Origin of the sequence: Microbacterium aurantiacum, from assembly GCF_031625015.1 — a bacterium.
Taxonomy (GTDB): Bacteria; Actinomycetota; Actinomycetes; order Actinomycetales; family Microbacteriaceae; genus Microbacterium; species Microbacterium aurantiacum.
The window spans coordinates 354,428-380,325 of sequence record NZ_JAHWXH010000001.1; the positions used below are offsets into that span (position 1 = coordinate 354,428).

Here is a 25,898-nt window from a genome sequence, read left to right on the forward strand (position 1 = left end):
CGCCGCCGACGGCGGTGTGGTCAGCGGACGGCGACGGTGACCGTGGTGGCCTGCTCGAGCACCGCGGTACTGGTCGAGCCGAGGAGGAGGCGGGCGAGACCGCTGCGGCCGTGGGTGCCGACGACGGTCAGGAGTGCGGAGGACGATGCGTCGGCGATGGCCATGGCGGCGTCTCCCTCGGCGACGAGCGTGCGGACGTCGAGGTCGGAGTGGCGGGTTCGTGCTTCGTCGACGGCCGTCTGCGCGAAGGCCTCGGTGGGGCCTGCGGGTCGTAGGGCATCGGGTCGTAGGTCATGTTCACATCGAGGGAGACCGGCACCGGCATCAGGAGTGCGTCGCCGACCACTTCCCGGTGAGCATTGAGCACGCGACGTTCCAGTTGGAGACGGAATCGCACCGTGGGGAGGATGCGGCGCATTCGTGAGGGGTGCGCGGGTCGGGGTGGCTGGGAGGTTCGGCGGGCCTCGGTACGTCCGCTACGCGGACACTCGACCATCCGGGGGTGCGGCTATGGGCGCGTAGCGCGGCGGGGCGGGTCTCGATACGTCCGCTACGCGGACACCCGACCACTCGAAGGCGGGGCGCGGGGGCGCGGGGGTCGCGGGTGCGGGGTCGGCGGAGGCTCGGCGGGTCTCTGTACGTCCGCTACGCGGACACTCGACCACCGGGGTCGGCGGGTCTCGGTACGTCCGCTACGCGGACACTCGACCACCGGGGTCGGCGGGTGGGCCGGTCAGCTGGAGAGGAGCGAGCCAGCGCGCGGCGACGAGGGCGAGGAGGGCGGTCAAGACCTTGTCGACGAGCGAGGCTCCGAGGTTGACCGCGAAGACCGACGCGATGAGGCCGAGCGACGTGGTGACCGGAAGGAACGCGCTGCTGGCGTTGGTCGACGCACCGCCGTACAGCGCGAGGTTGAGCGGAGCGGCGACGACGGAACACGCGACCGCGACCGAGACGGCGAGCGCGAGGAAGCGCAGCGGGGTGCGGGCGTAGCGGCGGAGGCCGTACCCCCACAGGAGGGCGGCGACCACACTGACGGCCGAGAAGACGACGGTCTCGGGGGTGGAGCTGACCATGCCGAACAGCCCGGTCGCCACCCCGACGGCGACGCCGTACCAGGGGCCGAGCGCGAACGCCGCGAGCGCGGTGCCGATCGTGTCGAGGAAGAGGGGGATCTCGAGGCGGAGCACGAGGGTCGTGCCGAAGAGGTTCAGCCCGAGGCACGCGACGAGGAGGACGGCGATGAGCGCGCGGCGGAGGGCCTGCGGGGGAACGAGGGGTGCGGGCGGGGTTGCTGCGGCGTCATCGGGGTGCGCGTCGAGGGCGGGGGCTGCGGGAGTGACGGTCGGTGCGGGCGCGGGCTGCCGGGTCAGGACGCAGCGCTCATGCCACTCGTCGGCCTGCGCGGCATCGAGCCCGAGGGCGAGCACGATCTCCCGGACGAGACCGGGGTTCAGCCGGCGACGACCCGGCTGGAACGCGTCGTACACCGTCGAACGGGCGACGCGGGAGGCGGCCTCCGACGCACCCTCCGACATCCGTCGCGCGACGATCCGCTGCGCGATCTCTCCGTAACTGACGGCCCCGGCATCCAGCCGCAGCTGCTGCAGGTCACGCACCAGCACCCCGAGCGGATCCGGCCTGGTGTCGGACGGCGAATCCACAGTCGTCATCCCCACCCCCCGGCCTCGCGTACGACGTCGCCATCGTAGCGAAGCCGGCGCCCTCGACATGCCGCGTCCGAGGTTGTCCGGGGTTGGCGTCCGGGCCGATGCGGCCGGGGTCGTCACCCTACGGTCGGGCGTGTGAGCCTCCCGATCCCCTCCCCCGACCCCGCGGACATCCGCCGGCGCCGCACGCTCGTCCTGAGCCTCGTGGCCGGTGCCCTCGTCATCGCCCTCATCGTGATCGCTGCCGTCATCTGGACGAGCCGCGATGCGGATGCCGAGCCGGGAGCCGTCGCCGTCACGGCGACGATCGACGGCGCACCCGCCGGGGTGGAGCCGGCCGCGCCGACCGATGCGCAGGCTGCGGCGCTGGCGGACCTCGGCGCACCCGGCTACCTCGCGCTGCATCCCTTCGCCGTGGATGCGGCATCCGTCTCCGCCGTCTCGGGCGAGCTGGTGCTGGAGCTGACGCTGCCCGCAGAGGTGCCGCCGGGCGCGTTCGTGACCTTCGCGCGGTACGCACCCGAGATCGACGCGTGGGAGCCGGTCACGACGACCCTCGCGACGGATGCGGTGACGGTGACCACCCGGGCCATGGTGCAGGGCGGGTCTGCCTCCGGAGGCGGCGTGGGCGGCATCCGTTCGGCATCGCTCTCTGCGCCGACCGTGGCGGGCGGGCTCTGGACCGCGGTCATCGGCGGCATCGACAGTGCGGTGCAGGGGGTCGAAGGGGCGCTGTCGGATGCCGGCGCGGCGGTCATCTCGATGGCCGACGGTGTCGGCGACTGGTGGGCCGACGCCTCCGCCGACTGGAGCGCCGACTTCGCCCTCGGCTCGCAGTGGGTCATGCGCGCGTCGCGCGAGCTGTACGGCACGGCCGCCGACGTGCCCGAATGCGCACCGGATGCCGAGGGCGCCGTCCCCTGGATCACCGACACCGTGATCTCGGACAACAACATGATCGCCGGGCTCGGCCTCGAAGGCGGAAACGCGGCGGTGCTGCTCTGCGCCGGACCCGACCCCGCGGATCCGGCGCTGCTGCAGGTGCGGGCGGCGGCGAACCGGGCGTACGGGTTCTCGGTCGTCTTCCCCGCCGGACTGGAACCGCGGACGGCCGGCATGGATGCGCTCGATATCTCGACCTCGGCGCTCATCGACGCCGGATACGCCGTCATCGCCAGCGGCGGCGACCTGCTCGTGAACCCGGGACGGTTCATCCTGCCGACGCAGACCTACTCGGTCACCGTCGACGAAGCCACGGTGCGGGCGTCGCAGGCGCAGACGGAGACGGGCCGGGTCATCGAGTACGCGCTGCCGACCTTCCCGCAGGCGCTCCTCTCGGGTGTGCTCGGGGTCGCGCTGGCCGAGCTCGACCCGGAGGACTTCTTCGGCGGTGCGCTCGGCGTCTTCTTCCTCGCGCGCGACTGCGACTTCGCGCAGTGGGAGGCCGGCACGCCATGGCCCGAGCTTCTGGGCGCCGTGTCGACGTGCCTGGAGACGCTCGACTCCGACGCCCTGCAGAAGGCCGCGGAGGAGGTCGCCCGTGGCGCGGCATCCGGGGAGGGGGTTGCCGGCGAGGTGGCGGAGGAGGTTGCGGAGGCGGCATCCGGCGAGGCGGCCGACCGGGCGGCGGCCTTCGTCTCGGGTGGGGCGGAGAAGGCCCGGAAGGTGATCGCGAGACTCGGGTGGCTGACCTGGTTCTCGATCTCGCAGACCGCGACCGACTACATCGCGGATGCCGGAACCGAAGAGATCAGCGACCTCCCGGCATGGTTCGTGAACGCCACCCTCGCGGCCGAGCCGCCCGCGCGATGGGAGGACGTCGAGGGCACGTGGTGCGGGATCACGTATCCGTCGTGCACCCCGATCGTGCTCGGGACGACGGTGACGGAATGGGGAACCTCGACCATCACGTTCGAAGCGGAGCTGGGCGAGTGCTTCGCGGGGATCGGCGCGGACGATCCCGGATCAGGAGCGAACATCGTCTACTGCCCCGCGGGTGCGCCGACGCCGGCGGAGGTTCCGGGCGCCGAGCCGGGGATGCCGCCGACCGATGACAACGTCGACTTCGACCGTGTCTTCATCTACCAGGGATACGGGACGGCGGCGTGGTTCCGGGAGCAGGACATCGCCGCGGTGCGGGGGTGAGGTTCTTGGGGCGAGCCGGCGGCGTGTCCGGGAATGTGCGGGATGCCGGGAACCGTCCAGACGCGGTGTCGGGGGTTCGTAGCGTCGGATCGTCGGTGGCGTGTGGTCCCGGCATCCGGATCATCGAGGAGAGCGTGCGAATGAAGAACCGTCTGACCGTCGTGGCCGTTGCCGCCGTGGCGACGCTGACGTTGTCGGGGTGTGCCGGCGGAGGGTCGGCATCCGTGGCGGCATCCGATCCGGCCGGCGCCCTCTCGGCCTACGTGGACGCGATGAACGCGGGTGACTACGAGGCGGCGCTCGGGCTGGTCGCGTCGACGGGCGATGTGGACGCGTCGAACGTGGTGGCGCTCGGTGAGACCGAGATCGGCGCACCCGAGCAGGTCGGGGCCGACCTACCGGCGGATGCCACGAGCGGGACGATCGCCTTCGCGGTCGACGGTCGGGAGGGATTCGTCGGATTCTCGCAGGTGGACGGCGCCTGGAAGCTCGACGTGCCGGTGTTCCTCGCGCCGGTGCTCGGCGAGCAGATGAGCAACGCGATCGCGTACGACCGGGAGCACCTCGGGGTGGACGTGACGCTGCCCGACGGGTCGGCCCTGACGGAGGAGCAGTGGGTCGTCGTGAGCGACGAAGCGACCGTCGCCTTTCCCGCGGAGTACTCGGGCGGCACGCGATTCGAACCGATCGCGTACGAATACGAGGTGACCTATGCGCCGGTCGACGGGTCGTTCGCGGAGGTGGAGGTCGACGCCACGGCGAGCGACGAGCTGTACGCGCCGGTCTTCACGGATGCCTACAGCGACGAGGTGATCGCCGGGCTTCCGGACCTGGTCGTCTACGAAGGAACGACCGTCGCGGGCGACGGGGTCGCGAGCGATGTCACCTACGAGGCGACCGTCGACGCGGTTGCGGAGTCGAGCCTGAACGACTGCGAGTGGTACGGGGGCACGAGCATCGCGAAGACGATGACCGTGATCTGCACCCCGACGCAGTTCACCGTCACGTTCGCGACCGACTGGCCGGGCTTCCCCGACCGATACGAGCCGGGCTCGATCGGTGCGGCGGCGCACGCCGCGGGTGAGAGCTTCACGTACACCGAGGTGCCTGAGTTGGCGACGCTGTCGCTGCAGCTCGTGGACGAGACCCACCCGGCGGACGACGGGGACGAGTCGTGGCCGAGCGCGTTCGAGTACATCGGGGACATGGGCGACCTGCCGATGCCGTGAGGGGCGGGCGCGGGGGCGGGCTTGGCGGGCGAGAGCCCGTTCGCAGTGGGACGACTGCCGATGTCTGCGCTCAGACCCGCTGCCGACGAGCGCGCGTGCCGAAGCCATCGAGCGCGGCGAGCACCTCGGGGGTGTGCCAGATGCGATTGCGCTTGTAGTTGTTCGTCTGGACGAGCACTCCGGCATCGACCATCCGGTTGATGGCACTCTGGGCCGCGACGTCGGAGACCCTGAGCGCCCTTGCCACCAGCCCCATGTTGACCACAGGGTGCTGCAGGAGCAGGGTCCGCAGGGCGACAACTGCGGAGCCACGACGCGCAGGCACAGCGTCTTCCCACCCGGCGGCGATGCTGTTCAGATCATCCACGAGCCGGCGGCCGTTGCTGACCGCTGCGAACACCGCGTCGGAGACGGCGTCGACGATCGTGTTCGGGTCGCCGTCCCGGAATGCAGTGAGGGCGTCGAAGTAGGCGCTGATGCTCTGGAGGAGGCCCGCGGACACGGGCACCGTGACGTTGCGCGTGAGGCCGCCGTGTCGCAGCATGCTGTGCAACAGTGCACGTCCCGTGCGACCGTTACCGTCGGGGAACGGGTGGATCGTCTCGAACTGCGCATGCGCGATCGCCGCATGAGCGAGCACGGGAACGTCCGTGCGCCGACTGAAGGCGACGAGATCCACCATGAGCGCAGGCACACGGTCGTGGTGTGGCGGCACGAAGGACGCCGCGTGCGGCGAGATGGCGCCGCCTCCGATCCAGACCTGCTCGTCGCGGAACTTCCCTGTGACGTGCGGTGCGCTCTCACCCAAGAGAGCGTGCTGCATCGCGATGATCGCTCCCTCGCTGATCTCATCGGCGAGCTGCAGCGCGGCCTGCATCGCCTTGACGTTCGCGACGACGAGCTTCGCATTGCCGGAGGATGACGCCGTGCTATCCAGCTCCGCGAGAGCGACCTGCTTCGCGCTCGAGGTCAGGTTCTCCACCTCCGAGCTGGATGCAGACTCCGTGCGCAGCAGGATCGAGGCGAAGGGGGCTGCGATGTGGCCGACCTCCGCGTCGAAGCGGGTGAGTTCTCGGCTCGCGTCGTCGGCGGCTGCGAGGGTCTCAGCTCTCAGCGGAACGTCGCGCTCTGCGATCATCGGCGGGACGGCTGCCTGGTAGTCGCCTGCGGCGATGTGCAGCTGACGGCGGGACGCCACTGGCCGCGCCCAGCCCATATCCCACCGTCGCGACTCGGTTGTGATGGCCGGCCAGCCGGCATCCGAGGTGGCTTTTTGGTTGGACACACGCTCATCTTACCGAAGGATGATTGCATAACCTTTGGTAAGAAGGGGATATGCGTCTCCGAACGCGCTACGCGCTCGTGTGGCGGGCGATCGCGGCCTCCAGAACGGCGATGTCTTCGTCGGTGGTCCCACCCGAGATCCCGAGGCCGAATCGCTCCCCGCTCGAGACGGTGAAGGGCGCTCCCCCACCGAAGGCGATCAGCTTGGAGCCGGAATTCACCGCAAGACCGAAGAGCGGACCGCCCGGCTGCACCTGATCCGTGAGCTCCTCTGTGGCGACGGCGAACGTGGCGGCGGTGTACGCCTTGCGAAATGCCATGTCGAGCGAGTGCATCGGCGCCCCGTCCATGCGATGCAGCAAGGCGGGATTGCCGTGGATGTCGACAACGCTGGCGACGACGGCGATCCCCACTCTGGCGGCTTCTTCTTCGGCGTAGCCGGCGATGGCCTTCAGTTCAGACAACATGCGCTTCCCTTTCCCGGGTTCTTTTGACTTCGGTGGTCTCGACCAGCGGGCGCCGGCTCAGTCCGCGGTGGTGCGGGTCACGCGCTCGAGGATGTCGACGACCGCGGTGGCTTCCTCGAGCGAGACCGGCAGGTCTCCCTCGCCGCGAACGGCCGCAGCGGCGCGCCGGTAGAACTCCGGGTAGTCGCCCCGCTCGAGGGGCACCCGCCGCCGGGAGATTCCGGCGGGGCCGTCGGTCTCCAGCCATCCGAACCCCTCCTCCGGCGTGACGCCATACTCGGCGTCCCCCGGCACCACACCCGCGGCCAGCGCGGGCTCCTGGCCATCGAGGCCGTAGGTGGTGAACGACCCGCGTGTCCCCAGAACGCGGAACCGCGGTCCCAGCCCGCGACTCACGCGGCTCATCAGCAGACGGGTTTCGACTCCGCCCGCATGCTCGATGCTCACGCGCGAGTGATCGTCGTTCCCACCGCCTCGTACGCGACGGAGCGTCGCGGACACCTCGGCCGCCGGGCCGAACAGCACCAGGGCCTGATCGATCAGATGGCTCCCGAGGTCGTACAGCACTCCACCTGCCTGTGGGATCGGCAGCTGATCTTTCCAGCCGGATGTCGCGACAGGTGCCCAGTGCTCGAACGCCGACTCGAACGAGAACACCTCACCGAGTTCTCCCTCGGCGATGAGACGTTGGATCGTGAGGAAGTCGCCGTCCCAGCGGCGATTCTGGAACACCATGAGCGGGCGCCCCGCGGCTTCGGCGGCCGACTTCAGGGCGGCGGCCTCCGCAACGGTTGCAACGAACGGCTTGTCGATGACCACCGCGGCGCCGGCGCTGAGCGCTCGCATCGCGAAGTCCACGTGCGTGTCCGGCGGGCTGGACAGGATGACGAGGTCGACACTGCGCTCTTCAGCCCACAATTTGTCGAAGGATGAATGAATGCGGGCATGGGGGTGAACTGCGCGCGCTTCGGCCTGACGAACCGCGTCCGCCGTGACGATCGCCACCACCTCGAAATTCTCGTCGCTTGCGAGAAGAGGGGCGTGAAATACCTTGCCGGACAGCCCGTAGCCGACGATCGCGGTCTTGATCGGACTCGGCACTGAGTCGTTGAGGGGGCTCATGCCACTGATGCTAGGTGCGCACGCATGTTTTGCGCAAGCATAAAATAACCCGACGAGGGGTTAGTATGGCGTCGACGACAGAGGTACCGTTCGCGCCCGCGCCGCCTCATCCCCGCGAAATGGAGAAATACTCCGACGGTGACATGGAGGCAGCAATGCAGGAACCAGAAGATCCGGCGGACCGGGAAGGGCCCCAGCGCTTTCGCACGGTGAAGGGCTCGAACCTCGATCGCCTGCGCGCGTACAACCTGTCGGCGGTTCTGACGAGCCTCCACCATGACGGCCCCCGTTCGCGCAGCGGCCTTGCCGCTGCGACCGGCCTGAATCGCTCGACGGTCACCATTCTGGTCAACGAACTGATCGATCTCGGTCTGGCTGTGGAGCCGGTGCGCTCCCCCGACGACGGAGCCAAGAAGACCGTCGGCCGGCCGAGCGTCGACGTCGACGTCAGCGATGACGTCTTCGCGATCGCGGTCGCTCCCGAGGTCGACGCCATCAGAGTCGGCGTCGTCGGGCTCGGCGGTCGCGTGCGGAAGATCATCCACTACGAGACCGGTTCCGTGTTGACGATGCGCGAGACGGTGTCGATCGCGTCCGTCATCATTCAGGGCATCCTCACCATGCTCCCGGAGAACGCGTCCGTCGTCGGAGTGGGTGTGGCCGTCCCGGGTCTGACCAACGACGAAGACGGTTCGGTATCTCTCGCACCGCAGCTGGGGTGGCGGTCGGAACCTCTCGCCTCGGAGCTGCGGGACGCGACCGGGCTGCCGGTCCGCGCCGCCAACGACGCCCACCTCGGCCTGCTTGCAGAGATCAGCTTCGGCGGAAGCTCCCATGCGGGGAGCGCCATCTATCTGTACGGCGGGGCGAATCGCATCGGCGGCGGAATCATGTCCGGTGGTCATCTCCTGAAGGGGTCGAGTGGATACGCCGGCGAACTCGGCCACTTCCGCATCCGCAGCGGCGGAGAGCGCGATTCGGCCGGCCTCCAGGGCACGCTGGAGTCCGAGGTGAATCGCGATGCACTCGTGGATAGCCTCGGTCTCGACCGACGCGACTTCCATCGGCTCGATGAAGAACTGGCACGGCGCAGAAGCCCCCGCACGCAGGCGGAGATCGATCGTCAGATCGATGCCCTCGGCACGGCTCTCGGCACCATGGTGACGATCTTCAATCCGGACCTGATCATCCTGGGCGGGTTCCTCGGCTCCCTGCTCGACGCCGAGCCGGTGCGCCTGCGCAACGTCATCGCACGCGAGTCCCTGGCGCCACAGCTGTCTGCCGTGCGCATCGTCCGCCCGACTCTCGGTACAGAGAATCTGCTGATCGGGGCTGCCGAGCTGGCATTCCAGCCGCTGCTCTCCGACCCCGGGAACACGGACTGGCTCGTGCGCGCTTCCGAGGCGGAGGCCGACGAACACATCGCCGATACGCGATAGTCCTCCCGCCGCCGACGAGGTGTCGTAGGAGCGTCACGGCGAACAACGTCGGGGGCGGTCACATCGACCGCCCCCGACGTTCTACGTCAGCGCGACGCCTCGATCAGCGCGAGGAACTCGTCTGTGGTGATGACGTCGGCATACTGCGCCTGCATGTTGCGAAGCCCTTCCCAGTACTGCCCGTACCCGTCGGGCACTTCGTGGTCGAACTCCGGGTTGCGTCCGTGCCAGTTCAGCGGGATCGCGGTACCGGAGTCAGCGACGACGATCACCTTGTAGCCCAGCTCGAACCCATCGCGCGCCGTGGTCGGAACGCAGTTACCCGTCGACGAACCGACGATCACCAGATACTCCGTGTCGGCGGTGATCAGCCAGGAGTTCAGCGGCGACTCGAAGAAGCTGCTGTTGCGGTGCTTACGGAGTACCGCCTCGCCCTCGGCCGGCACGAAGCCGTCACACAGAGCTCCATCGAACGTTCCGTGGTTGAACGGAGAATCCGGCTTCTTCCAGTCCGGGTACTTCACCCCCCACAGACCGATGTCGTAGCCGTTGGGGTCCATCCCCCACATCGACCAGTTCACGGTGAGATTGTTCTCGCGAGCGGCGTCGAGACACCGCTTCGCCTGCGTGAGGGTCTCCTCACCCGAGGGCGCGCCACCGACGCTCTGGACGTAGTCCGCGCCGCGCTTGTCGAGACACAGGTTCTGGATGTCGAGCATGTGCACTGCTGTCCGCGTCAGGTCGATCTTGTCGGGGACGAGTCGGTACGTGCGGTCGACGTACCGGTCCAGCTTCTCTGCGAAGTTCGTCATTGTCGTGTAGTTCCTCTCTCTGGGTGTCGCGTCACTGCAACGGTTCGTAGTGGAGGAGCAGGTCGCTCCAGTCCCACTTCTCGGCGAAGTACGGCGCCGTGGTGTACGAGCCGTCCATCGTGTCTTTGAGTGATTCCGGGCCGGGGAACCCGATCACCTTCCAGCCGACCCGATCCTTGTTTCCGCCGTAGACGGGATCGGCATAGAACCCCTGCCGCACGTGGAGGCACAGGGTCTCGAAGAACGGTTTGCCCTGATCGGTGTTTCCCTGAAGCCGGGAGTAGAACACCGCGTGCTCATCGAGACGCACGTGCACCGGCTTGGGCGCCCCGCTCAGCTCGACCAGCACGCTGTCCTGCGTCTCCTCGTCGGCACGGGCGAAGTCGTCCGCCCCGTACTGGCGGGCGAGCCGGTCGAGCTCGACCACGCCGTCGCGATACATGCGTTGGAACACCGCGTTCCGGGCGCGCGCGGCGTTCGCTTCGGCACCGGCGAGCTGCAGGAACCCGCTGCCGTCGGCGGCGGCGTAGATGTAGTCGATGCCCGACAGGTACCGGTCGATGAAGACGATCACGCGGGCCTCGCGAGCACCCGGGTCGTGGTCGGTGGGAATGATCCTCGCGGCCGCGGCCTCGATCGTCTCCCACTCGTGCTCGCTGAAGAAGAGCCGCTCCTCACTGTCGGGGTCGATCCGCAGGTCGAGCTTCCGCCATTCGGACTTGGATGTCATCGCTGTACTCCTTACGTGTGTCAGTTCGATGCGCCGACGGGCTCGAGCACCAGGCGCTCGCTCCGACCGCGCAGGTAGGTGTTGGCGATGTAGTCGGCCGCGCGCCACGAGTGCGCCATGATCGTCAGCGTCGGGTTGACCCCGAGCGCCGTGGCGAATCCCGATCCGTCGAGCACGAAGAGGTTCTCCACCGAGTGCGCCTGAGCCCACTCATTGAGTACCGACTTCGCGGGGTCCGTTCCCATGCGCGCCGTGCCGTGCTGGTGGCACGCATTGCCGGTGAACTCCTCACCCAGATACACGGGCATCGTCCGCACCGCGCCGGCTGCTTCGAGGATCTCGACGTTCTTGTCGATCTGCCACCGGCTCATCGCCGTGTCGTTGGCATGCGGCTTGTTCGTGATCCGTGCCACGGGAAGGCCCCAGCGGTCTGTCACCGTGGGATCCAGATCGACGCGGTTCGTCTCCTGCGGCAGGTCCTGAAGGATCATGCCGATCTTCATCGAGTGCAGGAAGTAGTCGCGGTCGGCATCCTTCGCCGCCTCACCCCAGATCGGCTTGCCGGGAAGGATCGGGTTGATCGGCTGACCGATCTGCGTCGTCGCGATGATCCCGCCGCCGATGTGCCCACGAGACTCATCGGTCTCGTAGAAGTGCATCGAGCCTCCGCTCTGGTAATTGCCGGTGAACCCGTTGAGCGGGTCGGACACCTCCTTGTCGAACAGGCCGACGGCGAACAGGTACTCGTGGAAGGTCGCATTCTTGCCGACCAGACCCGAGTCGTTCGCGATGCCGTCCGGGAACAGCGCGGACTTCGACAGCAGCATCAGGCGCGCCGATTCGATCGCGCCGAGGGCGAGGATCACCACCCGAGCCCGCTGCTCCTCCTCCGAGCCGTCCGGGCGGACGTAGATGACGCCGGTCGCCTTGCCGTCGGGTCCGACCGTGACTTCGCGAACGAAGCTGTCGGCGCGCACCTCGAACCGGCCTGTCGCCAGCGCATCGGGGATGTAGGTCGTGGCAACCGTCGATCGCGTCTCGGTCGGGTCACCGTACTGGTTCCAGAAGCTCGTGCGGTTGACAGCCTTACGCCCGAGCTCGTTGCGCTCGGTCAGGTGGCTCATCGGCAACGGCATCGCGTTGACCCCGAGTTTGCGGCATCCCTCGTAGAACTTCTCGCCGAACTTCGTCGGCCCCAGGGGACCACTGGGGAAGCGCCGCGATCGGAAGCCCGCGCCGACCTCCGCGCCGTCGAGCCCGGAGATGCCGTAGTTCCACTCCACCTTCGTGAGGTACGGCTCGAGGTGCTCGTAGCGATAGGGCCAATCGGCCAGGCTCGCACCGTCGATATCGCCGTGCAGCGAGTGCATGATGAAGTCCGACGGTCGCGGGCGCGGGGTCCAGCCCGCCATGTGGGTCGTTCCTCCGCCGACCGCGGACGGTACCGGCGAGAAGTTGAAGATGCGGCTCTCGGAGTTCTCGTCGCGGCGCACGGTGCGCGGCATCAGGTCGACGTCAGGCCACAGGTAGCTGCGGTTCTGGAACTTCAGCTCGTCGCCGGAGTAGTGCTCGCTGTTGCGGAGCCAGGGGCCTTTGTCGAATCCGACGACGGAGTAGCCGGCTTCAGCCAGCACCTTCGCTGCGGGTCCACCGCCGGCACCGAGACCGACGATCACGACATCGACCGCGTCGAGTCGAGTCACCATTTCTTACCTCTTTCTAGTCGTGCGATGGTCGTGTCGACCGTGGGTGATCGGACGGGTGCCTTCGGGGGAGCCAGGGCACCCGTCCGGTGGTTCAGTAGCTGCCGTTGCCGGCCAGCGCGTCGGCGATGCGCCCCTGCGCCCAGTCGACGTTGCTCTCGTCGACGACGACGGTCGGGATGCGGATGAACTGCGAGACGGCCATGCCCAGCACCTCGTGCTCGAAGAGCGTGTTGATCATGGTCGTGCCCATCTCGATCGAGTTCACGTCGACCGTCGCGGTGAGCTTCCCCTCCCGGATGGAGTCCATGCCGGAGATGAGGCCGTCAGCACCGATGGTGATGATCCCGTCGGTGCCGTCCCAGTGCTTGAGGCCCGCCAGATCGATCGCCTGCGAAGCGCCCAGCGCCATGTCCTCGTTCTCTCCGTAGATCGCGTCGACCTCGGGGAACTTGGTGAGCAGATCCTGCGCGGCGGTCAAGCCCTTGTCGCGCACGTAACCGCCGTCGGCGGAGCCGACGATGGTGAGGCCGGGGAACTCCCCGATCGCCGCCTCGAATCCCTGCTGTCGCAGCTTGGTCCAGTTCGACCCCGACGGACCGAGGATCTGGATGATCTGGCCCTCTCCGCCCAGCAGGTCGGCGATGTACTGCCCGGCGACATAACCGGACTGCCACCGGTCGTCGTACCCGATGTTCGAGATGGTGAAGAGGCCACCGGTCGGGTCGTCAGCCTGCGAGGGATTGTCGAGCTCTTCCGTCGAGTTGAACTGGTAGAAATCGACGCCCGCCTCGGAGCCCTGCTCGTAGATCTCCTGCATGGTCGAGTGCGGGGCCGCCGAGCAGACGAAGACCGCGTCGAAGCCGTTGGAGATGAAGTTCTCCACGATGCCGACGGCCTCGACTCCCGAATGCGCGTCGTTGAGCGCACCCTGACGCGACCATTCCCAGCTGACGCCATAGCAGTCCTGCAGCTCCTGCATCCGGTTGTGGGCGGCCTTCTCCACCTGCGTGTAGAACTCCGACAGGATGGGCGGCGTGTAGCCGATCTTGATCGTGCGACCGTCGACTGCCGCCGTGATCGCAGCCTGCGTCTCCTCACTGCCGCAGTCGACCCCAGAGCCTCCGGATCCTCCATTGGCCGTGGTGGTGGAGGTCGCGGTCGTGCACCCTGCGAGCACGAGTGCGAGCGTGCTCACCAGGACGACGCCGCTCAGCCGCGCCGAGGCGCCGCGTCGACCGCGGATGTCGGTCTCGATGTGGTGTGACATGTGATTCCTCTCGGTTTCCGCCGGCTCTCGCCGACGATCGGGTTCTCTCAAGCCGCTCTGCTTGCGAGATGTGCGGTCCGCCTGCGTAGGACGCCCGCGCGAACTTGGTCGCTGATGAAGTTGGCGCCGACGGCGACGAGGAGAATCACGCCGATGACGATCTTCTGGAAGCTCGACGGCACACCGGCCAGGTTGATGATGTTGATCGCCAGCGCCAGAGTCAGTGCCCCGAGCACCGCACCCAGCACGCGCCCCCGACCACCCATGAGGGAGGCGCCGCCGATGATGGCCGCGGAGATCGCCTGGATCTCGTAGCCGGTGCCGAGGTCGGCGGGCACGTTGTTGTTGCGCCCGGCGAGGATGATTCCGGCGATCCCGGCGCACGTGCCGCTCACGATGTAGGCCTGCGTCTTCACCCACCGGACCGGGATGCCGGACTGACGGGCAGCGACGGCATTGCTGCCGACGGCGAAGAAGCGCGTTCCCAGGGGTGTGCTGCGCAGGAGCCATCCGATGATCAGCGCCAGGACCGCGGCGATGATCATGGGCAGGGTGATCGGACCGAGCAGCGGCTGCAGCCCTCCCACGAGTCGGAACTCGGGTGTCATGTAGCCGATGATCGGCACACCCTGCGTCCAGATGTAGAGCACGCCACTCGCGAAGCCGAGCGTGGACAGCGTTGCGATGAAGTCGGGCAGGCCGACCCGCGTCACCAGGAAGCCGTTGAGCAGGCCCGCGGCGATGCCGACGACGATTGCCGCGATGAAGGCCAGGAAGACGGGAGCGCCCAGTCGCATCGCCGAGGCTGCGGCACCGGCGGCGAGCGCCATCACCGCGCCGACGGAGAGGTCGATACCGCCCGAGATCAGTACGACCGTCACCCCGATGGCGAGGATCATCACCGTGATCGAGCTGCCGAGCAGGTTGAACAAGTTGTTGCCTGCGTAGAAGACGGGCAGCGCGATGGCGGCGAAGATCGCGAACACGATCAGGAGCACGGCTACGCCGAGGATCGGGTCGACGAGAATCTTGTCGAGGACGGCGCGGGGGTGGATGCTACGACGGGTGGTGCGTTCAGACATCAGCGGACTCCTTCCTCGGAAACACGGCGTTCGTCGACGGCGGCCGCCGTTCTCGCAAGGGCGCCGCGCAACAGCACCCGCCTCACCTGCCGGTCGAAGACGACGCCGAACACGATCGCGAGCGCCGTGACGATGCTGAAGTAGACCGGGTCGACGTTGTTCAGGCGGAGCCCCTGCTGGATGGTCAGGAGAAAGAGTCCGCCGATGAGGGCGGCCCAGACATTGCCGATGCCTCCCGCGAGCGCGATCCCACCGACGACGGCGCCGGCGATCGCGGTGAATTCGTACCCGATTCCGAGGAACGCCTGCACCGCGCCGAGGCGTGAGGCCAGCAGCACACCGGCGACGCCCGCGAGGAGGCCGCTGACCACGAACGTGAAGAGACGGACCCGAGGCACGCTCACGCCGGCGACGTTCGATGCCTCCGCAGAGACGCCGATCGCATAGAGCCGGCGACCCGTGACGGTCTTCGACAGCACGAGGTGCGCGATGAGGAACAGGCCGAGGGCGACGACGAACGAGATCGGGATGCCGAAGACGTCCCCGCGAGTGATCGTGGCGAATCCTGGCGTGGTCGCACCTTGCAGTACCGCGGCCTGCGACAGCACGACGAGCAGTCCGGCCGCAATGTTGAGCGTCGCGAGGGTGGCGATGAAGTCATCGATGCGCAGCACCGCGACGAGGAAGCCGTTGAGGAGACCGAAGAGCAGGCCCGTCAGGGCGCCCACGGCGACTCCCGCCCACAGCGGTGCGCCGCCGACAAGCGTCACCATCGTCGTGCCCGCGCTGAGGCCGGCCACGGTACCGACAGACAGGTCGATGCCGCCGCCGACGATGACGATCGCGACGCCCAGGGTCAGCAGAAGGATGGGGGCTGCGTTGGTCAGGAAGTTGTCCATCGTTCCCGGGCTGAGGAAGATCGGGTTCAGCACCTGGAAGACGATGACGGCAGCGATGAGGATGAAGGTCATCGGGATGCCGGGGATGTTCAGCATCCGGCGGACGGTGGCGGAGGGGTTCATTCGACCGCTCCCGCCGCGCTCAGCGAGAGCACGCGTGTCTTCAGCTCCGCGAAACCGCCGGCCGCGATGGTCTTGGGGATGTCCCGGATCTCGCCCACGATGCGTCCCTTCTTGAGTACGAGCACGCGATGGCTGAGCTCGAGGAGTTCTTCGAATTCCGACGCGATGAGGATCGCGGCGCCGCCGTCGGCAGAGAAATGCCGGATCAGCGCGTGGACGTCGACCTTGGCCGACACGTCGATCCCCTGGGTGGGCTCGTCGAAGATCAACAGGCGCGGCGAGGTGTTGAGGCAGCGGGCGACGACGGCCTTCTGCTGGTTGCCACCGCTGAGGTTGCCGATGCGGGTGTCGTAATCGGGGGCTTTGATGCCCAACCGCGTGCCGTACTTCTCCGCCAGCACCTTCTCGCGCCGCGCGCTCAGCCAGAACCTCGCGCGGCTCACCGTGGAGAGTTTGGAGATCGAGATGTTCGACGCGATCGACAGGTCGGCGAGGATGCCGAGCTGCTTGCGGTCCTCCGGCAGCATCGCAAGCCCTGCTCGGTATGCCGACGACGAGGATCGCGGGGCGATCCGCTTGCCGTCGAGCTCGACCGTTCCCGCTGTGCGGGGGTCGAGTCCCATCAAGGTGCGCGCGATCTCGGTTCGTCCCGCCCCGGCGAGTCCCGCAAGCCCGACGACCTCTCCCTCGTGGACATCGAACGAGATGTCACGCGCGAGCGTGCCGCGGCTGAGCCCGCGCACCGACAGGACGACCGGCGCGTCATCGAGTGGAGTGAGACGGTTCAGGTGGCGGGTGTCTCCGGCGCCGAACTCTTCTCGCTGGTCACCGAACATGTGCGTCAGCAGCTGGTCGACGCTCGTGTCGGCGATCTGAACCGTGGCCACACTGCGGCCGTCGCGGAAGATCGTTGCGCGGTCGGCGAGCCCTGACAGCTCCTCGAGGTGGTGCGTGACCCAGATGAGAGCGACGTGGCGGTCGCGGAGAGCCCGCATGTACTCGAAGAGCGACGCCCGCTCGGCATCCTCGAGGCCCGACGTGGGCTCGTCGAGGATGAGCACTTTCGGGTCGAACGCGAGCGCCTTCACGATCTCGAGCGAGCGCTTCTTCAGCGCCCCGAACTGCGACACGGGTGTGCGCAGGTCGGCATCCGAGATACCGAAGTCACCCGCAAGCTCACGGACTCGCTCCTCCATGCGCTGACGATCGGACACCAGCGGCATTCCGAGTACGCGACGCTTCTGCTCGCGGCCCAGAAAGATGTTGTCGAGGGCCGACAGCGCGGGGACGAGCGACAGCTCCTGATAGATCGTGGAGATGCCGGCCAGGATCGCGCCGTGCGGTCCGGCGACCGCCAGCGTCTCGCCGTCGAGCACGATGGTCCCGCTGTCGGGCTTGGTCGCCCCCGAGATCACCCCGATGATCGTCGACTTGCCTGCGCCATTACCGCCGAGCAGCGCGTGTATCTCGCCGCGTTGAACCGAGAGAGTTGCCCGGTCGAGGGCTGTCACGCCGTCGTAGTGCTTCGTGATCTCGCGAGCATCGAGCACCGGTGCGGTGTCGTCAAGACGATTTTGGGCGTCGTCAGCCATGCCTCAGCTCCTTTGCCGTGGGCGGTGGGGTGCGTCCCGATCGGGTAGTGGAACGCTCAAGTACAAATAATCCACACTTCAACGTAAATAGCAAGCATGGGAACGCGATCGTGACCTAGATGACGAGCCCACGCGGGCCGTTCGCCGGCGCTCATGGAACAAAAATCCCCGGTTAGAGGGCTTTCTGGCTCGGCGTGGACCCCGGAGGGTGTGCGCTCGCGGAAGTATCGACACAAGGTGAACTTTTGGTCCCGCTAACGATTTTCCCGGTGCAGCGGAGCCTTCAGCACGATGCCCCGGCATCCATGCCTGAGGCGGATTGTGCGCGGAGAAGGCGGACGCGCCCACCGGCGCGGGATCGTCGATGAGCGCCCACGCATGACGCCAACGGCATCTCGTGGACAAAGCGCGCCTGATGCCGTCCGGTCGTCCCCACCCGACACGCGAGTCGCGGCCGCGGTCACTCGATCGGGGCGCCGACCCCGGGTGACGAGTGGACTCAGATCACGCGATCGTTGCCGCCGTCAACGCTGAGGTGCGCACCTGTCGTGGCGGAAAAGGATTCGCCGAACGCGGCCCAACCGGGTTCACGCGGATTCCGTGCTCGGCCCATTCGAGTGCCGCCACTCGCGCGAGCTGAGCCGCCGCGCGGGGCGCGTGTCGAACGGTGGGCAGAAGGTGCGACGCATGACGTCATCCCTGCGACTGGAACCGCCTTCGGCAGAGCTGCTCGATGCGCTGGTTTCGCTGGGCTTCTACCTGCGGCTCGGCTTCCTTCCGACCGGCGAGGAGCTGTTCGGCGAGCGCGTCGGGCGACTGGTGCTCTGAGGGGGCTCGCGTGGGGGCCGCGCAGGGTGGCGGGGGCTCGCGTCGGGTCGTGGCCCGGAGGCGGTGCGAGTTTCGTTAGCGGACGGCGACGGTGACCGCGGTGGTGTTCTCGAGCACCGCGGTGCTGGTCGAGCCGAGGAGGAGGCGGGCGAGGCCGCTGCGGCCGTGGGTGCCGACGACGGTCAGACGTGCGGACGTCGACGCGTCGGTGATGGCGATGGCGGCGTCCCCTTCGGCGACGAGCGTGCGGACGTCGAGGCCGGGGTGACGGGTGTGCGCCTCGTCGACCGCCGTCTGCGCGAAGGCCTCGGTGGGGGCCTGCAGGTCGTAGGGCGTCGGGTCGTACGTCATGTTCACATCGAGGGAAACGGGCACCGGCATCCAGGTCGACACGATCGTCAGGGTCTCGCGCAGGCGTGCGGCCTCGTCAGCGCCGAACGCGAGAGCGCGGTGGGAGACGTCGGAACCGTCGACTCCGACGACGACACCCTCGCGTCGCTGGGCTTCGTCGAGGGAGGGGACCACGGCGACGGAGCAATGGGCGTGCGACACGAGGTGTCGGCTGAGATGCCCGCGCTCACGCCGGCTGCCCGGGACGTGGTCGGTGCCGATGACGAGGAGGGCGGCATCCGTTGCCGCATCCGGAAGGGCGCGGTCGACGTGACGGTCGTCGATGACCTCGACCGTGACGGCGAGGCCGGTCGCGCGGAGGGGGATGGCGAGGGCCTCAAGGGGTGCGATGGCAAGGGCGTCAAGGCCCTCGGCTTTCGGATCGACGACGGCCACGAGCTTCAGGTCCGCTGCGGTGGCACGGGCGCGCTCAACGGCCCAGGCGAGGGCGGGGTGGGCTTCGGTGGGTTCGGGGCGGGCTGCGCCGGGGAGCTCGGGGTCGCGCCGGACGGTGTCAGGGCGGATGCCGACGACGATGAGCGGGGACGACGGCGCCGCGGCATCCGTCTGGGGTGCAGAGGAATCCGTCATGGCGTCAGCCTAGGGGGCGAGGGTGGCTGATCTCGATCATCTGGCTGATCGTCATGTACTGGGTGATCCGGCTCGCGGTGACCGCGGCCTTGCGCACGCACGCCGAGCGGATGAAGCGCGACGCGCGGTAGAGCCGGGGCGTCGGTGTGCTCGGCCGGCGGGTGCGGGTGTGCGCAGGTGCGGCGGCGCGCGGGTCAGGCGAATGAGCCGTCGGCGGCCTCGATGATCTCGCGCATGAGGGGGACGGTGATCTCATCGCGGGTTCCGTCGACCCATTCGTGGAGCGTGAACGGGATGTTGAGACCGTCGAGGTAGTCGACCGTCTTCTCGAGGCGAGGGACGACATCGATGTGGTCGTTGCCGAAGAGGGCAGCGGTGAAGATCGGCTCGCCGGCGCGGATCGCGCGGCGCAGCTCAGGGGTGGAGCGCCGCGTGATGCGGTAGAGCGCCTGGAGGACCACGCTCGGGAAGTCGGGGGTTCCGTCGAGGGTGAGGGAGATGGCGTTCTGGGGGGCGTTCTGGGGGGCGGGCATGGGTCCATTCGACCATGAGGGGGTCGCCGGGGTCGCGGGGGCTGGCGTTGCGGGTCGTCCGGGTCGAGTCCCGTGGGTGAAAACGGCGACGAATTTTGTTTTCACTATTGATATTGAGATCATTTCCGCATGGCTACTTCATCCGTCCTGCTGCACCCGATCCGGCTGCGTATCGTGCAGACGCTCCTCGGTGTGGACGAACTGACGACGATTCGGGTGCACGAGCAGATGCCGGATGTGCCGATCGCGACGCTGTACCGGCATATGGCGCAGTTGGTGAGTCATGGCCTGCTCGAGGTGGTGTCGGAGCGCCAGATCCGCGGAGCGAGCGAGAAGACCTACCGGGTCAACCCAGGGCTGGTGAATCCGTCACAGGACGAGCTGGCGGCACTGAGCCGGGAGGATCTGCTGACGATGTTCACCGTGTTCAGCTCCGGTCTGATCCGCGATTTCGCCGCCTACGTGCAGGCAGGCGAGCCGGACCTGGCCGCTGATCGGGTGAGTTTCGCGCAGGCCGACTTCTGGGCGACCACCGCAGAGGTGGACGAGTTCTTCCGCGCCCTCATGGGGGCGCTGACGCCACTGCTCAGCAACACGGCCGGGGAGGGGCGTCGCCGCCGGAAGCTCACCACGATCCTGGTGCCACGCGCAGAGTCCGACGGACCGGGGAACGCTGAGGGGCAGGCATCCGGATGAGTGCGCACGAGCACGTCGTCACGGCGCACGCGTCGGATCTGATCGTCGGCTACGGGAAAACCGCGGTGTTGAGCTCGGTGAACTTCGAGCTGCGGCGCGGGGTCACGGCGCTGCTGGGCCGCAATGGTGGCGGCAAGACCACGCTCATGCGCACGATCTGCGGTGTCATCCCCGCCTTGGGCGGGAAATGTACCGTCCTCGGTGCACAGGTCGCCGACGGCGCAGCCGTGCGTTCACGGGTCGGGTACCTGGGGCATGAGTCTGCGCTGGCGTCCGCTTTGACCGTGCAGCAGAACCTCGAATTCTGGCGGGACATCACCAGCACCTACCCGGGCGCCATTTCGGCCCCCATCGCTGAGCTGGTGGAACGTTTCGACCTGTCACCACTGCTGAGTAAGCGAGTGAAGTCGCTGAGCCGTGGTCAGCAGCAACGCGCGGACCTCGCGCGGTTGGCGATGACCGACCCGGCATTCGTGGTCCTCGATGAGCCGTTGACCGGACTGGACCCCGTGTACGCGGCGCGCACCCGCGAACTGCTCCGAACATGGGGAGAAACCCGCACCGTGCTGTATTCCACTCACAGCGTGCCCGAAGCGCTCGAGCTCGCCCGCAACCATCTGGCCGTCACCGGCACGAGCCTCGTCGCTCTGGGCGCGGACGTGACCGAGTCGATGATCCTCGACGTGTTGGAGTCGGACCGATGAGCACCATGCAGTCCTTACCGCGCCGCAGAATCTTCGCGCTCACGAAACGCGCCTGGCTGCAGCAGCGCTCCACCGCGCTCTGGCTGGCACTGATCATCGGCGGCGTCTCCGGGGTGCTTCCCTTCGTCACCGCGGGCGGGATGAACGGGGTCACCGAGCTCTCGGACCTCATCCCCTCGCTGGCCACCGGCATGGTGTCCGTCCGCGACGCCGACGGTGAGCTTCTGACCCTCACCTCGTACATGCTGCTGATGATGCCGGTGTTCCTGGGGGTCCTGGTCGCAATGATCGCGACGCTGACACTGCCCGGCGTGGTCGCCGACGATGTCAGCGGCGGTGGCATCGAGGTGCTGCTGGCGAGCCCTGTTCCACGTCGCTCACTCTTCTCCGCCTACCTGGCCGCCGGCCTCACCCTCACCGCTGCATCCTGGATCGTCGCCCTGGTCGGTTTTGCGGTCACCGCGACAGCGACCGCAACGATTCTGGGGGTGTCGGTCACTCCCACGGTGCCGTTCATCGCCGCCCTCGTCGTGCTGTCGCTGTCCATGGGGGTCTGGTCCGCCGTCGCCACCCTGTTCGGGGCACTGCTGTATCCGGGCAGCCTGGAGTCGAAAGCCGGCATGAACGGCGGCCCGATCCGGCTGCTCGCGTTGGCCCCATCGCTGCTGACGGTCCCGTCGGTGCTGTTCCTCGCCGAATGGGTGCTTCCCGCCCTCGGCGGCGTCCTGCTGCTGACCGTCTTGGCGACCTTCCTCATGATCCGACTCACCGCCCGCGGCTTCCGCAGTGCCCGTGTCCTCGGGTCCTGACACTTTCACCGACCGAAAGAACCTCGTGAACCTCGTCAACCTCGATACAGGGCTCCTCGCCGCGTTCATGCCACCACTCATCCTCGCGGCGGCACTGATCATCCTCTGCCTGATCGATATCACCCTCAAACCACGCGTACGGCACTTCCCCAAGCTGGTCTGGGTGCTGCTCGTCGTCCTTCTGATCCCGCTCGGCGCGGTGCTGTACCTCATCGTCGGGCGTGAAAGAGGCGCTGCTCTCCGAGACGAGGACATCCGATGACCCCGCTTCGCACAACAACCGCCCGGGACCAGAACCCTTCCGATTTTGCGTTCCAGGTAGAACGCGTCAGCCGCACCTTCCTCGGCGGCGCCGGAATCCACGACATCACCTTCACCGCGAAAGACCGGGCTGTCACCGCCGTGATCGGCCCCAACGGGGCTGGGAAGACCGTGCTGTTCAGCATCATCGCCGGCCTGCTCCGCGCCGACAGCGGGCAGGTCACGTTCGGTCCCGGCCGCGGCCGGGTGGCCTACTGCCCCGACGTGCCGCAATTCGAACCCTGGCTCACCGCGCTCGAGGTCGTCGAAACGTCCCTCGCGATCGCCGGCATGCGCGGCACCTTCACCGCCCGTGAAGCACTCGAACTGTGCGGGCTCGGCAAAGTGGCGGCCCGCCGAGTGGCCGACTTCTCTCGCGGCATGCTGCAACGTCTCGGCATCGCCGCGGCGATCGTCCTCGACCCCGACGTGCTCATCCTCGACGAGCCCAACAGCGCGCTGGACCCCATCGGCCGAGCCGACATCCGGGCCCTCATCACCGAGCAGAAGCGGCACCGCTGCATCGTGCTCTCCAGCCACCTGCTCAGTGAGGTCGAACAACTCGCCGACGACGTCGTCGTCATCAGGGACGGAAGGGTGATCACGCACGGCACCACCACCGAAATCCTCACCGCCGGCCTGGAGCCGGTATGGACCATCCGACTCGGAACTCCCACCGCCACGACCATCGAAACACTCACCGCCGAGTTGCCGCACACGCAACTCGAATTCGTGACCGACACCCTCTGCACGGCCCGATTCACCAGCTTTGACACTGCCGCGACCGAACTGACGCACGCACTCACCCTGCTCCGCGCGCCCGTCATCGAAGTCACCCTGCAGGACCGAGACCTCGACGCGTCATTCGCCCGAATCATCCAGAGACAGGAACACTGATGGCTGCCTGCCTCGCCTCCGCACGCGTCGAAACCCGCCGCCTCACCCGCTCCGGACTCCTCATCGGCCTGCTGGCCACCTTCGCGTTCTTCGGGCTCTCCGGCCCCGCCCTGGCCCTCTCCATGCCGGAGATCCTCGGCTCGGCGGCGAACACCGACCAACTCACCATCCACGCCGCCCCGGCGACCCCCGACGACGGCATCACCCTGTTCAATCAGAGCGCCATGCAACTCGGACTCATCCTGGCCGTCGCCGTCGCCGTCACCTCGATGGCGTGGGACGCCCGCACCGGGTCCTCCATCTACTACCGGACCCGCGTGGCACACCTCTCCACCGTGACCATCCCTCGACTTGCGGTCACCTGGATCGCCGCGATCGTCGCCTACGCCCTCGGGCTCCTGCTCGCCGTGGTGATGACGAACCTCACCATCGGCCGAATCAGCAGTGACATGGTCGTGGGAGTGTGGGCCGGCTCCACGATCTACCTCGTCATGACAATGGCGATCGGCTTCCTTGTCATGTCGCTCGCCCGCCGCACCGCACCGGCCATCGCCGTCGCCACGATCCTGGCACTGGTCCTGCCGTTGCTCAGCCAGTTCCCGGCCCTGTCCGCCTGGACCCCCACCATGCTCCTCACCGGCTCGACCGACGGCGTCCAGCACCTCGGCCTGCCGATCCTGTCCGCACTCATCGTCACCGCGCTGTGCGTCGTCGGCGCTACCCTCATCACCGCGAACCACTCACTCAGACGCGACGCCTAAGGCGGGTTACGACCGCCCGACGTCGCGAGCCGATCGCGAGCGTGCATGTGGTCGTTGTCGAAGAGGGCTGCCGTGATGATCGGCTCGCCGGCGCGGATCGCGGGTCGTCCGGGTCTCGGCACGTCCGCGACGCGGACTCTCGACCACCCGAAAGCGGGGGCGGAGGACGGGGATGTCCGGGCGGGTGGGGTCGCGAAGGGCGTATCTAGGTTCGATATTCGTTATCCACACTGAGGATCATTCCCTTCTCAATGTCGTATTTGTGTTCTATACTTTGAGGACGGGACATCGATCGAGACGAGAAGGCATGAACGAGAATTCGGAGCCGTTGGGCGACAGCGATGATCGTGATGTCGCGGCGCGGAAGACGGGCGAATTCGTCGACGAGATCGTGGGCTGGCGTCGGCTGATGGCCGAGGCGCAGGCGGGTGAGGCTGCGGCGATGGCGAAGGCGTATGCGTACGCGCAGGAGCAGACCGCGTGTCTCGGGTCGGCGACGGCGAAGGCGCGGGAGATGCCGTTGCGGGCGATGGCGGCAGAGATCGGTGCGGCGACACGGGTGAATGACAGTACGGTGCAGAACCGGTTGTTCGAGTGCCACCGGTTGGTGACGGAGTACGCCCCGACGTTCGAGGCGTGGCGGGCGGGGCAGGTGTCGCAGGCGCACACGAAGGTCATCGTGGAGTTCGGGTCGGACCTGCCGGACCCGGGTGCGCGGGCCGCGTACGAGAAGGATGTATTGGATTACGCGGTGAAGACTGCGACGGGCCGGTTGCGTCCGTATGCGCAGCAGGTGGCCGACAAGCTCAACCCGCGGACGGTGCAGGAGCGGCACGAGGTCGCGGCGTGTAAACAGCGGGTGTTCGTCGAGGACTTGCCCGATGGGATGTCGATGCTCGGAACGATCGCGCCCACCACCTACGTCCACGGGGCGTACGACCGCGCGACCCAGGTGGCGCGGGAGATCAAGGCCGCCGACCTGCGGGCCCGGCGTGAGTACGCCGAGCGGCGGGCGCGCGGTGAAAGGGCCGAGGAACCGTGGTTTGACGAGCGCACCCTGGATCAGATCCGCGCGGATGTCGTGATGGACATGCTCCTCACCGCCGCCCCCACCATCGACCCCACCGGCGGTGGGCTCGCAGCGATCCGCGGGAGCGTGCAAGTCAGCATCCCCGCCACCACCCTCGCCGGAACCACCTCGGGTGGGGCGGAGCTCAATGGGAAGTGCGCGATCGACCCCGCCACGGTGCGGATGCTCACCGGGAACGCGCCCGGATTCGACCGGGTGTTCCTGCATCCCGTCACCGCGGAAGTGTTGACCACGGATCGGTACACCCCCACCGCAGGGATCAAGCGGTTCCTGCAAGCCCGGTACGTGCGATGCGCGTTCCCGGGATGCCGGCGGCCCGCGATGCGATCCGAGATCGACCACCACCAGGAGTACGCCAACGGTGGGAAGACCGACGGCGACAACCTCGGTCCGTGCTGCACCCGACACCATGTGACCAGGCATGCTGCGGGGTGGATCGTCGAGCAACTCCCCGGCGGGAGGCTGAAGTTCACCGCACCGTCGGGCAAGGTCTACATCGAAGACCCGCCGCCCCGAGTGATGTTCATCCCGGAACCTGATCCGGACCCTGAATCGGATCCCGGTCGCGGATCCGAATCCGAACCGGATCGCGAATCGCCTCCGATCTGTCCGCCGTTCTGATCATCGGCGTCCGCGCGTTCCTGGGATGGCTGCCGCGGGGTCGCTCCGCGACCCCTTGCCCTCGACGGGGGTAACCCACGTCGGACCGGGGAAGAGGTGTGGCTAGAGTCG

25 protein-coding genes are annotated in these 25,898 nt (G+C 67.8%); 11 read left to right on the forward strand and 14 right to left on the reverse strand.

All coding sequences use genetic code 11. From position 1 onward, the window contains the following. Positions 1 to 20 precede the first annotated feature (20 nt). Positions 21 to 392 carry a universal stress protein gene (locus KZC50_RS01595; protein ID WP_310891512.1) on the reverse strand — a complete coding sequence of 124 codons (372 nt, stop codon included), beginning with the start codon at positions 390 to 392 and terminating at the stop codon, positions 21 to 23. 300 nt (positions 393 to 692) lie between these two features. Then, positions 693 to 1,673 carry a hypothetical protein gene (locus KZC50_RS01600; RefSeq protein ID WP_310890384.1) on the reverse strand — a complete coding sequence of 327 codons (981 nt, stop codon included), beginning with the start codon at positions 1,671 to 1,673 and terminating at the stop codon, positions 693 to 695. Positions 1,674 to 1,805: 132 nt separating this feature from the next. Here KZC50_RS01600 and KZC50_RS01605 point away from each other — a divergent pair, with 132 nt between their 5' ends. Further along, complete coding sequence (locus tag KZC50_RS01605; RefSeq protein WP_310890385.1) at positions 1,806 to 3,815, forward strand: hypothetical protein; 2,010 nt, start codon at positions 1,806 to 1,808, stop codon at positions 3,813 to 3,815. 140 nt (positions 3,816 to 3,955) lie between these two features. After that, positions 3,956 to 5,044, forward strand: coding sequence for a hypothetical protein (locus KZC50_RS01610; RefSeq protein WP_310890386.1), 1,089 nt, complete (start codon positions 3,956 to 3,958; stop codon positions 5,042 to 5,044). Positions 5,045 to 5,114: 70 nt separating this feature from the next. On the opposite strand, the gene KZC50_RS01615 is transcribed toward KZC50_RS01610, so the two are convergent. From KZC50_RS01615 to KZC50_RS01625, 3 genes are all read right to left on the reverse strand, one after another. Beyond that, on the reverse strand, positions 5,115 to 6,329 hold the full coding sequence (locus KZC50_RS01615) for a Fic family protein (protein WP_310890387.1): 1,215 nt from the start codon (positions 6,327 to 6,329) through the stop codon (positions 5,115 to 5,117). 67 nt (positions 6,330 to 6,396) lie between these two features. After that, positions 6,397 to 6,795, reverse strand: a complete 399-nt coding sequence (locus tag KZC50_RS01620) for a GlcG/HbpS family heme-binding protein (RefSeq protein WP_310890388.1) — start codon at positions 6,793 to 6,795, stop codon at positions 6,397 to 6,399. 57 nt (positions 6,796 to 6,852) lie between these two features. After that, a complete protein-coding gene (locus KZC50_RS01625; protein ID WP_310890389.1) occupies positions 6,853 to 7,917 on the reverse strand; it encodes a Gfo/Idh/MocA family protein in 1,065 nt (354 codons plus the stop codon). Positions 7,918 to 8,072: 155 nt separating this feature from the next. Here KZC50_RS01625 and KZC50_RS01630 point away from each other — a divergent pair, with 155 nt between their 5' ends. After that, positions 8,073 to 9,356, forward strand: coding sequence for an ROK family transcriptional regulator (locus KZC50_RS01630; protein ID WP_310890390.1), 1,284 nt, complete (start codon positions 8,073 to 8,075; stop codon positions 9,354 to 9,356). 86 nt (positions 9,357 to 9,442) lie between these two features. Here KZC50_RS01630 and KZC50_RS01635 read toward each other — a convergent pair whose 3' ends face one another. The 7 genes from KZC50_RS01635 to KZC50_RS01665 all read right to left on the reverse strand — a co-directional run bounded on the left by KZC50_RS01635 (position 9,443) and on the right by KZC50_RS01665 (position 17,567). Then, positions 9,443 to 10,168 carry a cysteine hydrolase family protein gene (locus KZC50_RS01635; RefSeq protein ID WP_310890391.1) on the reverse strand — a complete coding sequence of 242 codons (726 nt, stop codon included), beginning with the start codon at positions 10,166 to 10,168 and terminating at the stop codon, positions 9,443 to 9,445. Positions 10,169 to 10,199: 31 nt separating this feature from the next. After that, entirely contained in the window at positions 10,200 to 10,898 is a 699-nt protein-coding gene (locus tag KZC50_RS01640; RefSeq protein WP_310890392.1) for a gluconate 2-dehydrogenase subunit 3 family protein, read from the reverse strand. A gap of 20 nt (positions 10,899 to 10,918) precedes the next feature. Beyond that, positions 10,919 to 12,604, reverse strand: coding sequence for a GMC family oxidoreductase (locus KZC50_RS01645; protein WP_310890393.1), 1,686 nt, complete (start codon positions 12,602 to 12,604; stop codon positions 10,919 to 10,921). A gap of 91 nt (positions 12,605 to 12,695) precedes the next feature. After that, positions 12,696 to 13,871 carry a sugar ABC transporter substrate-binding protein gene (locus KZC50_RS01650; protein WP_310890394.1) on the reverse strand — a complete coding sequence of 392 codons (1,176 nt, stop codon included), beginning with the start codon at positions 13,869 to 13,871 and terminating at the stop codon, positions 12,696 to 12,698. Between the two features lie 47 nt (positions 13,872 to 13,918). Next, positions 13,919 to 14,953, reverse strand: coding sequence for an ABC transporter permease (locus KZC50_RS01655; RefSeq protein ID WP_310890395.1), 1,035 nt, complete (start codon positions 14,951 to 14,953; stop codon positions 13,919 to 13,921). Beyond that, positions 14,953 to 15,975 (reverse strand): ABC transporter permease, encoded by a 1,023-nt coding sequence (locus tag KZC50_RS01660; RefSeq protein WP_310890396.1) that lies wholly within the window; start codon positions 15,973 to 15,975, stop codon positions 14,953 to 14,955. The genes KZC50_RS01655 and KZC50_RS01660 overlap by 1 nt, the downstream gene beginning before the upstream one ends. Then, entirely contained in the window at positions 15,972 to 17,567 is a 1,596-nt protein-coding gene (locus tag KZC50_RS01665; protein ID WP_310890397.1) for a sugar ABC transporter ATP-binding protein, read from the reverse strand. Before KZC50_RS01665 ends, KZC50_RS01660 begins: the two co-directional genes overlap by 4 nt. 687 nt (positions 17,568 to 18,254) lie before the next feature. Between KZC50_RS01665 and KZC50_RS01670 the strand changes: the two genes are divergently transcribed. After that, the gene (locus tag KZC50_RS01670; RefSeq protein ID WP_310890398.1) at positions 18,255 to 18,395 is read left to right on the forward strand and encodes a hypothetical protein; all 141 of its coding nucleotides are present in this window, start codon (positions 18,255 to 18,257) and stop codon (positions 18,393 to 18,395) included. A 75-nt stretch (positions 18,396 to 18,470) separates the two neighbouring features. Here the strand turns inward: KZC50_RS01670 and KZC50_RS01675 are convergent, their stop codons facing one another. Next, positions 18,471 to 19,376, reverse strand: a complete 906-nt coding sequence (locus KZC50_RS01675; protein ID WP_310890399.1) for a universal stress protein — start codon at positions 19,374 to 19,376, stop codon at positions 18,471 to 18,473. Positions 19,377 to 19,570: 194 nt separating this feature from the next. Continuing rightward, entirely contained in the window at positions 19,571 to 19,909 is a 339-nt protein-coding gene (locus KZC50_RS01680; protein ID WP_310890400.1) for a hypothetical protein, read from the reverse strand. 129 nt (positions 19,910 to 20,038) lie between these two features. Here KZC50_RS01680 and KZC50_RS01685 point away from each other — a divergent pair, with 129 nt between their 5' ends. The 7 genes from KZC50_RS01685 (at position 20,039) to KZC50_RS01715 (ending at position 25,787) form a co-directional block, all read left to right on the forward strand. After that, on the forward strand, positions 20,039 to 20,605 hold the full coding sequence (locus tag KZC50_RS01685; RefSeq protein WP_310890401.1) for a helix-turn-helix domain-containing protein: 567 nt from the start codon (positions 20,039 to 20,041) through the stop codon (positions 20,603 to 20,605). Beyond that, on the forward strand, positions 20,602 to 21,309 hold the full coding sequence (locus KZC50_RS01690; protein ID WP_310890402.1) for an ATP-binding cassette domain-containing protein: 708 nt from the start codon (positions 20,602 to 20,604) through the stop codon (positions 21,307 to 21,309). The genes KZC50_RS01685 and KZC50_RS01690 overlap by 4 nt, the downstream gene beginning before the upstream one ends. Then, positions 21,306 to 22,118, forward strand: a complete 813-nt coding sequence (locus tag KZC50_RS01695; protein ID WP_310890403.1) for a hypothetical protein — start codon at positions 21,306 to 21,308, stop codon at positions 22,116 to 22,118. Before KZC50_RS01690 ends, KZC50_RS01695 begins: the two co-directional genes overlap by 4 nt. Positions 22,119 to 22,143: 25 nt before the next feature. Continuing rightward, positions 22,144 to 22,380 carry a PLDc N-terminal domain-containing protein gene (locus KZC50_RS01700; protein ID WP_310890404.1) on the forward strand — a complete coding sequence of 79 codons (237 nt, stop codon included), beginning with the start codon at positions 22,144 to 22,146 and terminating at the stop codon, positions 22,378 to 22,380. After that, positions 22,377 to 23,315, forward strand: coding sequence for an ABC transporter ATP-binding protein (locus KZC50_RS01705; protein ID WP_310890405.1), 939 nt, complete (start codon positions 22,377 to 22,379; stop codon positions 23,313 to 23,315). The genes KZC50_RS01700 and KZC50_RS01705 overlap by 4 nt, the downstream gene beginning before the upstream one ends. Next, entirely contained in the window at positions 23,315 to 24,076 is a 762-nt protein-coding gene (locus KZC50_RS01710) for a hypothetical protein (protein ID WP_310890406.1), read from the forward strand. The genes KZC50_RS01705 and KZC50_RS01710 overlap by 1 nt, the downstream gene beginning before the upstream one ends. A 307-nt stretch (positions 24,077 to 24,383) precedes the next feature. Further along, positions 24,384 to 25,787, forward strand: coding sequence for an HNH endonuclease signature motif containing protein (locus KZC50_RS01715; protein ID WP_310890407.1), 1,404 nt, complete (start codon positions 24,384 to 24,386; stop codon positions 25,785 to 25,787). Positions 25,788 to 25,898 lie beyond the last annotated feature (111 nt).

Excerpts from the sequence above, each read along its gene's own strand:
- KZC50_RS01705 (WP_310890405.1), top strand. The coding sequence starts at position 22,377 with ATGACCCCGCTTCGCACAACAACCGCCCGGGACCAGAACCCTTCCGAT.
- KZC50_RS01665 (WP_310890397.1), bottom strand. The coding sequence starts at position 17,567 with ATGGCTGACGACGCCCAAAATCGTCTTGACGACACCGCACCGGTGCTC.
- KZC50_RS01630 (WP_310890390.1), top strand. The coding sequence starts at position 8,073 with ATGCAGGAACCAGAAGATCCGGCGGACCGGGAAGGGCCCCAGCGCTTT.
- KZC50_RS01620 (WP_310890388.1), bottom strand. The coding sequence starts at position 6,795 with ATGTTGTCTGAACTGAAGGCCATCGCCGGCTACGCCGAAGAAGAAGCC.
- KZC50_RS01625 (WP_310890389.1), bottom strand. The coding sequence starts at position 7,917 with ATGAGCCCCCTCAACGACTCAGTGCCGAGTCCGATCAAGACCGCGATC.
- KZC50_RS01640 (WP_310890392.1), bottom strand. The coding sequence starts at position 10,898 with ATGACATCCAAGTCCGAATGGCGGAAGCTCGACCTGCGGATCGACCCC.
- KZC50_RS01650 (WP_310890394.1), bottom strand. The coding sequence starts at position 13,871 with ATGTCACACCACATCGAGACCGACATCCGCGGTCGACGCGGCGCCTCG.
- KZC50_RS01690 (WP_310890402.1), top strand. The coding sequence starts at position 20,602 with ATGAGTGCGCACGAGCACGTCGTCACGGCGCACGCGTCGGATCTGATC.
- KZC50_RS01610 (WP_310890386.1), top strand. The coding sequence starts at position 3,956 with ATGAAGAACCGTCTGACCGTCGTGGCCGTTGCCGCCGTGGCGACGCTG.
- KZC50_RS01695 (WP_310890403.1), top strand. The coding sequence starts at position 21,306 with ATGAGCACCATGCAGTCCTTACCGCGCCGCAGAATCTTCGCGCTCACG.
- KZC50_RS01660 (WP_310890396.1), bottom strand. The coding sequence starts at position 15,975 with ATGAACCCCTCCGCCACCGTCCGCCGGATGCTGAACATCCCCGGCATC.
- KZC50_RS01710 (WP_310890406.1), top strand. The coding sequence starts at position 23,315 with ATGGCTGCCTGCCTCGCCTCCGCACGCGTCGAAACCCGCCGCCTCACC.
- KZC50_RS01655 (WP_310890395.1), bottom strand. The coding sequence starts at position 14,953 with ATGTCTGAACGCACCACCCGTCGTAGCATCCACCCCCGCGCCGTCCTC.
- KZC50_RS01685 (WP_310890401.1), top strand. The coding sequence starts at position 20,039 with ATGGCTACTTCATCCGTCCTGCTGCACCCGATCCGGCTGCGTATCGTG.
- KZC50_RS01680 (WP_310890400.1), bottom strand. The coding sequence starts at position 19,909 with ATGCCCGCCCCCCAGAACGCCCCCCAGAACGCCATCTCCCTCACCCTC.
- KZC50_RS01675 (WP_310890399.1), bottom strand. The coding sequence starts at position 19,376 with ATGACGGATTCCTCTGCACCCCAGACGGATGCCGCGGCGCCGTCGTCC.
- KZC50_RS01715 (WP_310890407.1), top strand. The coding sequence starts at position 24,384 with ATGAACGAGAATTCGGAGCCGTTGGGCGACAGCGATGATCGTGATGTC.
- KZC50_RS01635 (WP_310890391.1), bottom strand. The coding sequence starts at position 10,168 with ATGACGAACTTCGCAGAGAAGCTGGACCGGTACGTCGACCGCACGTAC.
- KZC50_RS01600 (WP_310890384.1), bottom strand. The coding sequence starts at position 1,673 with ATGACGACTGTGGATTCGCCGTCCGACACCAGGCCGGATCCGCTCGGG.
- KZC50_RS01645 (WP_310890393.1), bottom strand. The coding sequence starts at position 12,604 with ATGGTGACTCGACTCGACGCGGTCGATGTCGTGATCGTCGGTCTCGGT.
- KZC50_RS01670 (WP_310890398.1), top strand. The coding sequence starts at position 18,255 with ATGACGTCATCCCTGCGACTGGAACCGCCTTCGGCAGAGCTGCTCGAT.